We start from the raw sequence: 9,929 nt of genomic DNA, 5'->3' as shown, positions 1-9,929 counted from the left end.
GTTTTTCGCCCAGCAGTTCAAATACTTTTTCCAGGCGGCTGACGTGATTTTTAGTTTGTTCCAAATGGGCTTCGATGGCGCTGCTTAATTTAGCAGACGTGGCCGCTTTGATCATTTTTGGAAGACCCTTTACCAAATGGTTCTCGGCCCAATAAATGTCCATAATGCCGTCCTTGAACAGCTCCAGTAAGGCGGGTTCCGCCGTGGCGGTAGTTTTGGTGGCGAACTTTGGTTCGGTACCGGTTTCGTTTTTCATAATGATGATTGATGAATGAAGGGGATGGTATCTGTAGGAAGCGTTTTAATTTCTAATTAACATTTAAAACTATTGGTTGTTTCCATTTGAGAAAATATTGTCAAACAAGGCGGCGATGTTGTTGTCTTAAACATGATGAATAAGAAGCAACAATTTGATGGCTTTGTAAAAGTCCGAGGCGCGCGGGAACACAATTTAAAAAACGTCAATGTGGATATCCCCCGAGACGCCTTGGTGGTATTTACTGGCATTTCCGGATCAGGAAAATCTTCCCTGGCATTTGGCACCCTGTATGCGGAAGCACAACGCCGCTATCTCGAATCGGTATCACCCTATGCCCGCCGGCTATTTAACCAGATGGCCGTGCCGGAGGTCGATGAGATTGAAGGCCTGCCCCCTGCGGTAGCCTTGCAGCAGCAGCGCGGCGGAACCAGTACGCGCTCATCTGTCGGCAGTGTAACGACGCTTGCAAATCTCTTGCGGATGCTTTATTCCCGGGCAGGAGATTATCCCGCCGACCAGGGAATTATTTATGCAGAGGCCTTTTCACCTAATACCCCGGAAGGTGCCTGCCCGGATTGTCATGGTTTGGGACGGGTTTACGAGGTAACGGAAAAAAGCATGGTACCTGATGACACGCTGACGATCCGGGAAAAAGCTATCGCTGCCTGGCCAACGGCTTGGCAGGGACAGAACCAACGGGATATTTTGACCACTATGGGCATCAGCATTGATACGCCCTGGAAAGAACTGCCTAAAAAAGACCGCGACTGGATTTTGTTTACGGAGGAGCAGCCTGTGGTACCGGTTTACTCCGGCTATACACATGAAGAGATACAGCGCTTCATCAAAAACAAACGCCAGCCCGATTACATGGGCACGTTCACGGGTGCCCGGCGTTATGTGCAGCATACCTTCGCCCATACCCAAAGCCAGCTGATGAAAAAACGCGTAGCGCAATTCATGCTGAGCAGTGAGTGCCCCTTATGTAAAGGCAAACGTTTGCGGCGGGAATCCTTGTCCGTCAAATTTGCGGGCTATGATATTGCTGATTTGTCCAGATTGGCATTGAACAAGCTGGCGGGCATCTTTCAGCCCTATGCGCTGGGTGAAGCACCTGCATTAATGAAGATAGCCACTGCTCATCCGGAAAAAGTTATCGTCGCGCAACGGATCGCGGAAGACTTTTTGGGGCGGCTGCAGGTCATGCTGGATCTTGGCCTGGGCTACCTGACTTTAGAGCGTAGCACTCCTTCCCTTTCGCCCGGCGAATTGCAGCGCCTGCGGTTGGCGACACAAGTCCGCTCGAATTTATTCGGTGTTGTTTATGTGTTAGATGAACCCTCAGCAGGTTTGCATCCGGCAGATACAGAAGCCTTATTAAGGGCGTTGGAAAAATTGAAAGCATCGGGCAATTCCTTGTTTGTTGTCGAGCATGAAATAGATGTGATCCGTCATGCGGACTGGATCGTTGATGTCGGTCCGGCAGCGGGCGAAAAAGGCGGGTATATTTTATATAGCGGCCTACCTGCCGGGTTGAAGGATATTGAAGCATCTGTTACGCGACGGTATATCTATGAATCAGTTGCCTCCTCGCAAGCGAAAGCCCGCGAACCAAAAGACTGGCTGAAACTGGAAGGGGTTACCAGGAACAATTTAGTCAACTTATCAGCTGCTTTCCCGCTGGGCGTAATGACCAGCGTTACCGGGGTTTCCGGTTCGGGGAAAAGTTCGCTGGTCAGCCAGGTGCTGGTCGAACTGGTTGCGGGGCAGTTAGGTTTGAAAATCGATATTTCGGAGGAGACCGAAACCGATCCGCTGGAGCAAACAGAGGTAATCACGCTAGGTGGTCAGATCAGTTCCGGCATGAAAAACATCAAAAGGCTGGTAGTGGTCGATCAGAAGCCTATCGGCCGCACGCCTCGTTCCAACCTGGCTACTTATACAGGCCTGTTTGACCATGTGCGTAAACTATTCGCCTCCACGAAAGCCGCCAAAGCAAAAAAGTATGATGCCGGCCGTTTTTCCTTTAATGTGGCTAAAGGTCGCTGCCCACATTGCGAAGGCGAAGGTTTTGTGATGGTTGAACTATTGTTTCTGCCGAGCGTGTATACCCCCTGCCCCACTTGCGGCGGCACCCGGTATAACCCGCAGACGCTCGCGATCACTTACAAAGACAAAAATATTGCCGAGGTATTGGGTATGACCGTGGATGAGGCGGCCAATTTTTTTGATGAAGATCCGTCTGTCAGCCGTGCATTGGAAATCGTAAGTGAGGTCGGTTTGGGCTACCTGCGTTTGGGCCAGCCGGCGACTGAGCTCTCCGGCGGAGAGGCGCAGCGCATCAAGCTGGCTACCGAACTACAGCGCGCGCAACACGGGCAGACACTGTATATACTGGATGAACCAACGACGGGGCTGCATCCTTCGGATGTGGAGCGGCTCATGCTGCAACTGAACAGTTTGATAGACGCGGGAAACACAGTCATCCTGGTGGAACATGATATGCACGTGATCGCAGCGAGCGACTGGGTGATCGACATCGGCCCTGGTGCAGGTGAAGGTGGCGGAACGATCGTGGCCGAAGGGACACCATCGACCATTTTAAAAAGCAAAATAAGCCGGACGGCACCTTATCTTAAACGTGTTTTGGTAAGCCGCTGATGACTAAGGTGAAATGGCACAGGAATTGCGTTGTAGTAATACACCTAAATTAAACCTATGTGCCGAGTTATCGTAATTGACGACAATCCGATGGATCATCTGATCATGAGAAAAACGCTCGAACGTTTTGACATTTTTCATGATGCCTTATTCAGTTTTAGTGGCGAGGCCATTATTGCCTTCCTGGAAGAATGTTATGATGAACCTGCTGTATTGCCGGATCTGATCTTTCTTGATCTGAATATGCCATTCAGCGGGCGCGCGTTTTTACAACATATGGAAGTCTTATATAAGTCGCTGCACAAGCAACCAGCAATTTATATCCTGAGCTCATCAATTGATCCTGCGGATAAAGAACTGGTCAACGCGTATGAGTTTGTCAAGGATTTCTTAGTTAAACCTGTCAGCACCGAAGCATTATTTTTTATCGAAAGTGCTTATCGATCTGAAAAAAGACTCGCCAGTTAAAACAGTCCTGCTAACAGAACTTAACAAGATTGCTGATGATTATCAATTCTATTTCAATGCTGATTTTAAGGTTCGCAAATTACCCAACGCATTACCAGCCGTATTGTTAAAATAGGCGTATACCGTTTTTCCTTCCTCCTGAAACTCCCGGATATAACTGGCATATTCGGACAGGAAGTCATCCTCGTAACTGCCGCGGTACCCGCCATTAGGGCCGTGAAAGCGAAAGTAGACATGATCTGCTTCAGTGGACTGCATCGGTGCTGCTGAGGCTGGGAGGTCGTGGATCACCATAGTTGCGTTAAAGCTATCCAACAGTTCATAGGTGGATTCATTATACCATGACTTATTCCTGAACTCTACGGCGACCGGCCAGCTGTCTGTCAAATTACTATCCTGTATGGTGGCTAACAGATTGGTCAACTGCGGCAACGCCGCACTGGTCAGACTTGGCGGGAACTGAACCAGCAGCGCACCTTTTTTATGGCCAGTACTGTCGATCCGTTCGAGAAACGCAGACACATCAGCCGGCGCGAACACGAGGTTTTTATGATGGGTGATCTCCTTCCATAATTTAAAGGTGAACCTGAAGTTCTCTGGTACTTCCTCTGCCCATCTGGCAACTGTCTTAGCGACCGGCAGTTTATAAAACGAACTGTTGATCTCGATGGAATTGAACAGGGAGGCATAATAGGTCAGCCGGCTTTTGTCCGCGAACGCAGGTGGGAAGTCGCGCTTTGGTATCGGTGACTGCAAGCCACTGGTACCGGCATAGAAAGTTGCTGTACGCATATTATTCTGGTTTAACAAATTGCCGTCGTTTCTCAATGACCACGGCGTCGCGGAAAGCCTTGCGAAACTCAGCCGGATCTTTAAAAGACAATTGTTCTAATAACCGTGTTTCGAACCATAATTCAAATTTTGTTTCCTCAAAAGGCCATGGTGTGACAGTCAATTTGTTTTTGCCAAATTGCAGCAACTGGTAATGCCGCTTGTCAGGTCCATTACTGATTTCTACACTCCTCGCTTCCGGCTGGTTCTCGTGCTGGCAAAGCAGCAGTGATAATGCATCGCACCATTCCAGCAGGCGGTAATCCCGCTCCGCCTCCTTGATCGTCATTCCTAACTCCTTCCTCCACGCTTTCTGCAAAATTTCCTGTTCTTTAATAAATCTTGCAGCCGCCGGATCATCTTTTGCAAAGCTTTCATACACAAATACGATGTGCATGCTACAGAGCAAAGCGATGTACCGGCTTTTTGACAACGCGAAACCCATGGTCTGGCAGCAATGTCTGTGATCGAACCTCCGCATTTTGAAATCGACGGGGCCGCCTTGTGGTGTTAGCAGGTCGTCTCTTTCCAGTTCTACCTGCGCATCATCATGTTCGGCAATGGCCAGCAAGGTTTCCAGCCAGCGCTCTCTCCGGATGCTTTTATCCCAATGTGAGGCGATCTGTGCGGCGAGCATCCCGTGTGCACGTTGGGTGATGATTTCCCATCCTTTTGCTGTATAGTTGACGATCATGGTATTAACTGGCGAGTTGGTGTAATGCGCGGCGGCTCATGATCTTGGTGAGTAAGGCCTTTAGCCGTGTTTTATAATCTTCCTGTAACCATTCGGTGTAATTTTTGGTCACCCTGCCCAGGCATTTGGCGTATTGCTTTACCCGCCAGCTGATCTCTTTTTCTAATAAACCGGTCAGCATCAGGGCATGTTCCAAACTATCGCTGTTGTCCGCGCACATCAGGGCATGCTGCCTGACCGCGTTGCGAATTACTATCTTTGATTTAAGTTGGTTAGCGATAGCGTCGTGATGCGCCTGCTGTATATCGAACGATAGCTGAACAGTGTTCGGAAAATGCGCACGTAAATCAGCAGGAAGTTGATGCGCCTCAAATTCGGTTTTACTGTGCAGGGCTTCGTAGTAAGCCTCTGGGTAGTCAAATACCTTTTGCCAGTCCAGTGGCGCGTTCCATTCACCAAAACGGTCTGTGTTATTGCCAAGGTCGATGATCGTGAAGGTTTTCTTTTGTGGCAGCCTGCGGGAACCACGCCCGATCATCTGGTGGTACAGCGTGAGTGAGGTGGTTGCCCTGTTGAGTATAACAGCCTGTACGGTTGGCTCGTCGAATCCAGTGGTCAGAATAGATACGGAAGTTAAAATAGCGCCCTTAGTTTTTTTGAACCAGGCCAGTATTTCTTTTCGTTCATCGTCTGGTGTTTTACCATCGAGGTGGCGTACCGGATATCCAGCTTCGTTAAAATGGCGGCACACCTCTTTCGAGGCAAATATACCGTTGTTAAATATCAAGGTTTTTTTATTTTTTGCATGCGATTCGTAACTATGTAGCAGAAGCTCCAGCATTGCCGGCGAAGCATATAAGGCGTCAGAAGTGGCGATGGTAAAGTCACCATTGATACCTGTTTGCAGCGAGTTGAGTTCCACATCATAACGCCAGCTAACCGGTTTGGCCAAAAATCCTTCATGGATCAGGTTGCCGATACTTTCTCCTACTACCAGTTCGTGGTAGTAATTCTTCATCGGTTTGGAGATATCCGAACTGAATGGCGTTGCAGTTACGCCGATCACACGCGCCTTTTCAAACTTCGAGAGTAACTTTTGAAAGGAATTGTGGTGCGCTTCGTCTATAATGACCAAGTCGATTTCCGCCGGATTGATCAGACCGCTTTTGATCCGGTTTTTCAAGGTTTCTGCCATCGCTACAAAACAACGATGTTGTTCTTTGGCTGACAATCGTTTAACCGCACTATTGATCACCTTATTTTTAACAGCCAGCGCTTTTAACGCGGCAGAGGTCTGGCCGCAAAGTTCCATCCGGTGGGTCAGTATCATTACCTTGCCGCCAAACTCGCTGATAAACCGACCGGCGATCTCCGAGAAGATACGGGTCTTGCCACCACCTGTAGGCAGCTGGTACAGCAGTCTTGTCTGTGAGGGCAGATCAGCCAATCGTTCAAACAATATGCGGATGTCACGTTCCTGGTAAGGATATAATTTATGTTCCATTTAAATTTCTGTTAGATCATGGTATGCTTTATTTCACAAAATTCCCGGTAATACTGCCCGAAGGTTACGGCGGCGTCAAAGGCGTAACCGGTAAGTGCCTGTTGCCAGCCGTCATCACAGCCGAATGCAATCAGGTCATCGATATTCGACGATCCCTGTATTCCACCACTGCGCAATTGAGCCGATGCAGTCAGCATACCCATATCTTCGATCACGCGGTACAGATTACGGTAGCTCTTCTTAAGCAGCTTAAACTTGAGCGTATCCTTCACTGGCTGCAACTCCTGGATCATATAGGACCTGTCGCGAAAGCTGGTGGTGCTCAATAAGGAAGCAGACGTATACTGCATGCGCTTCTGTATGCCAGTCACCCTCGCCGCTTCATCGGCCCACTGCAATTGCTGCACCGGTATATGCGGCCGCACGGAGGATGGACGGCATTCCTTCATATCGATCAGCAGATAATGGTCGTCCACGCTCTTGCTCTTCAGCAGGAACAGGTAGCGCCGCAGGCCAAGACTCCCCGTACCAGCAAGACGGAAAACGACGCTTTCCGCATGATAATTATAAGGCGCGTCCCGGCTTGTTTTTAACCATTCCTGCAGGTGCGCGATCAATTCAGCCTTCAGCTTTTTATCTACCTTGAAATGACGCTCATCCTCCAGGGACAACATAATACGTCTCTTCTTGCTGACAGTACGTTTTTTAAGCAATTCCTTATAACTCCGCTGTTTTACGGCCTCCAGGAAATCGCAAACAATTCCTTTGGCCGTACGAGGCTCTATACAGCGGGCCTTGCCGACAGCCAGTGTAGTCGCATAACTTTTCAGGTACAATGCCACCATGTTCCGGGCTTTTTCAGGCTCAATGTTCAGGGTTTCGAAAGCGATGAATATACTTGTTACCATACGGGCCAGCTCCCAGGCGGCCGGGGCCAGCAGCGCTTCATCAAAATCATTGAGGTCGAAATACACCAGCTTATTGTCGCCACGGTAACTGCCAAAGTTCTCGATGTGCAGGTCGCCGCAGATCCAGGCCAATGGCGATAAAGGCAGCGGCGCTGCCGCTGCTACATCTTCATAAAACAAATGGCAAGTACCGCGGTAAAACCTGAACGGGTTCTCGGCCATTGCTTCATACTTCAATTTTAAGATATCCGGCAACAGGCCGGCATTAAATGCCTGTAACCTTTCCTGTAGATTTGCCATTAATTATTTTACCGGTTGAAATACCGCGAGCTGTAAGGAAAATTCCTTTGACGGGACCAGCGTTGGATTGGACAATTCATTCAGTCTAGAGTTAAGCACCCAGACTTTTCCTGCGCCTACCACCCCTGTTGAGGGCTGGGCAAAACGGTCGGTGCCACCTGTCGCTTCTTTAACTTCCGCTGAAGACCAATTGTCAACGCTGCTGATTTTAAATACTTTATTGACACCTTTATTCTGTATGAGTATGAGGTTTTGCTGGTCATCGATGATTAAACCATCAGCACCGGGAAAAAGCGTTTTGATCTTGACTATCGATGCAGTGTTCGGATTACTGATGGGTACTTTGATGATCGTGCCTGAGCTATTATGATCGACCAGCAGGTAGCCTCCGGGATGATAAACAATACCGTTAAGACCAATGTCAATAGATTTGAATAACTCGTTTTCGGCAAATACAGTTGCTTTACCGGCAGCATCTACTTTGTAGATCACCGGCGAAAAGCTATCGGTCAGGTAAATATTCCCTTTCCCGTCAAAGCACAGATCATTAATAAAATGCTTTCCGTTGTAGGTTTTGGAAAGATCAATATCTGCTATCTTCTTTGCCGACTTGAGGTCAATGGCAATGAGGCGCGCCATTTTCCGGAAAGTGGCCGGCGAACTGTGTGTACTGTAATTAGAATCCGGATCTGCCAGGCAAACCCAAAGTTTATTTTTTCCGGGCTCTACCTTCATGCCGAAGCTGGAGATCAGGTCTTTGTCTTTATAAAATTCTTTGTAGTTCCCCTGCTGGTCAACGGTTCCGATAGTCCCTGTTTTTACGGAGCCCACATAATAGGTGCCGGTTGCCGGGTCCAGTGCCACACCTTCCGGGTAAAGTTTATCCGCCTTGAAGGTAATACGGGGTGTTTGGGCCATTAAAAGGGTGCCGCTCACGCAGATGATGGTTGCGGTCAGTATATTTTTAAGCATTTTCATATGGGGGTTATTTGCTCGAATTGACAGAATAGATCACGCCGCTTTCATCATCGGAGATGTATAATACGCCTTTATTGGAAATCGCCAGTCCGGCTGGTCTGCCGAAACGGGTCTGTCCATCCGGGCTTAAAAAGCCGGAGAAGAAATCCTCCACACCTACCGGCTGCCCATTCTCAAACTTGATGCGCTGCACCTTATAGCCTTCCGGATTCTTCCGGTTCCAGGAACCGTGCCAGCAAACCAGTGCATCGTCTTGATAGTCTTTTGGAAAAGAAGTCGCCATCGTCAGGAAGCGAAAATCAATGGGCGCAGAATGTGCAGGGAATTCCATCACCGACGGAATGGTCGTTTTAGCGTAGGCGGCTTTGGTCGTACCTAACGGTTCTTCACGCGTTTCATCGACCTGTTGTTTCTCATACACCCGCGGCCAGCCGTAATCACCGTCCTTTACTATGCGGTTCAGCTCTTCCCTGGGCTTATCATCACTGCGCCAGTCTGTACCATTATCGCAACCCCAGATCTCTTTGGTCTGTGGCTGCCAGTCAAAGCCGATAGTGTTACGCAGGCCGCGGGCAAATATCTGACGGCTGCTGCCATCTGGCTTGATTTGCAGGAGCGTTGCGTGTTCAGCATTAGTCTCCCCGCAGTCGTTACAGCTGCTGCCCACGGTCATATAGAGCATACCATCCTGTCCGAAATGAATCACCCGGTTATCGTGCTGGGCGCCTTCCGGCAGGTCTTTTATTAATGTTGAAGTATCGCTTAAACTACCATCGCTGTTGATCTTTGCGCGTTTAAGGTCCGTGCTGTTGCAGGCATATAACCAGCCATCTTTAATGGTGATGCCATGCACACCCAGGAATTTAGCCCAAACCGTTGTGAGCTTTTCAAAGCGGCCGTCACCATCATTATCTACCAGCAACAAAATATCGCCTACATCCCGCCGCGTTACATAAATACCACCGTCATCGCTGATAGCCATCATGCGCGGTTTGCCGAGGCCTGTAGCGGCCACGCCAGCCTTGAATCCTGCCGGCACCTTGATACGGCTTAACAGGCTTTCTTTAAAATCTTCGTGTTTGGGGTAAAAGGTGCTGACGGAAACGGTTGTCGGCGTTTCGGCTGGCAGACCTTTCTGGGCATAGCTCTCAAATTGAACTAGTCCGATAAGCGTTAGCATACAGATAGCATGTCGATGTAATTTCATAGGTTGGTCATGTTTACTATAGTAACCGCCAAATCAGGCCTTGGTTTTACTATTAATATAAATAATTTCTCAGCAATTAATCGCTGCTTTAGCAAGGACAGATGTATATTCGCCGCATG

The 9,929-nt window shown here is 48.8% G+C and carries 9 protein-coding genes; 2 read left to right on the top strand and 7 right to left on the bottom strand.

Annotated features, from left to right (window positions below; all coding sequences use genetic code 11):
- Nucleotides 1–256 (bottom strand): DUF892 family protein (locus tag ABD894_RS11170; RefSeq protein ID WP_345211110.1); only part of this gene is annotated, 256 nt, incomplete at its 3' end.
- Between the two features lie 132 nt (nucleotides 257–388).
- Between ABD894_RS11170 and uvrA the strand changes: the two genes are divergently transcribed.
- On the top strand, nucleotides 389–2,920 hold the full coding sequence (uvrA, locus tag ABD894_RS11165) for an excinuclease ABC subunit UvrA (RefSeq protein WP_345211109.1): 2,532 nt from the start codon (nucleotides 389–391) through the stop codon (nucleotides 2,918–2,920).
- 57 nt (nucleotides 2,921–2,977) lie between these two features.
- Entirely contained in the window at nucleotides 2,978–3,388 is a 411-nt protein-coding gene (locus ABD894_RS11160) for a response regulator (protein WP_345211108.1), read from the top strand.
- Between the two features lie 48 nt (nucleotides 3,389–3,436).
- Here the strand turns inward: ABD894_RS11160 and ABD894_RS11155 are convergent, their stop codons facing one another.
- The 6 genes from ABD894_RS11155 to ABD894_RS11130 are packed head-to-tail and all read right to left on the bottom strand — an operon-like array spanning nucleotide 3,437 to nucleotide 9,810.
- A complete protein-coding gene (locus tag ABD894_RS11155; protein WP_345211107.1) occupies nucleotides 3,437–4,180 on the bottom strand; it encodes a DUF72 domain-containing protein in 744 nt (247 codons plus the stop codon).
- Nucleotide 4,181: 1 nt separating this feature from the next.
- Complete coding sequence (locus ABD894_RS11150; protein ID WP_345211106.1) at nucleotides 4,182–4,913, bottom strand: DUF3891 family protein; 732 nt, start codon at nucleotides 4,911–4,913, stop codon at nucleotides 4,182–4,184.
- A gap of 4 nt (nucleotides 4,914–4,917) precedes the next feature.
- Nucleotides 4,918–6,417 carry a DEAD/DEAH box helicase gene (locus ABD894_RS11145; protein ID WP_345211105.1) on the bottom strand — a complete coding sequence of 500 codons (1,500 nt, stop codon included), beginning with the start codon at nucleotides 6,415–6,417 and terminating at the stop codon, nucleotides 4,918–4,920.
- A gap of 11 nt (nucleotides 6,418–6,428) precedes the next feature.
- Complete coding sequence (locus ABD894_RS11140) at nucleotides 6,429–7,625, bottom strand: DUF2252 domain-containing protein (RefSeq protein WP_345211104.1); 1,197 nt, start codon at nucleotides 7,623–7,625, stop codon at nucleotides 6,429–6,431.
- A gap of 3 nt (nucleotides 7,626–7,628) precedes the next feature.
- Nucleotides 7,629–8,597 (bottom strand): gluconolaconase, encoded by a 969-nt coding sequence (locus ABD894_RS11135; protein ID WP_345211103.1) that lies wholly within the window; start codon nucleotides 8,595–8,597, stop codon nucleotides 7,629–7,631.
- 13 nt (nucleotides 8,598–8,610) lie between these two features.
- Nucleotides 8,611–9,810 carry a PQQ-dependent sugar dehydrogenase gene (locus ABD894_RS11130; RefSeq protein WP_345211102.1) on the bottom strand — a complete coding sequence of 400 codons (1,200 nt, stop codon included), beginning with the start codon at nucleotides 9,808–9,810 and terminating at the stop codon, nucleotides 8,611–8,613.
- Nucleotides 9,811–9,929 lie beyond the last annotated feature (119 nt).

It is taken from the genome of Mucilaginibacter gynuensis (assembly GCF_039541195.1).
GTDB classification, from domain to species: domain Bacteria; phylum Bacteroidota; class Bacteroidia; order Sphingobacteriales; family Sphingobacteriaceae; genus Mucilaginibacter; species Mucilaginibacter gynuensis.
Note: the sequence above shows the minus strand (reverse complement) of the source record. Positions and strands in the feature narration are given on the sequence as shown.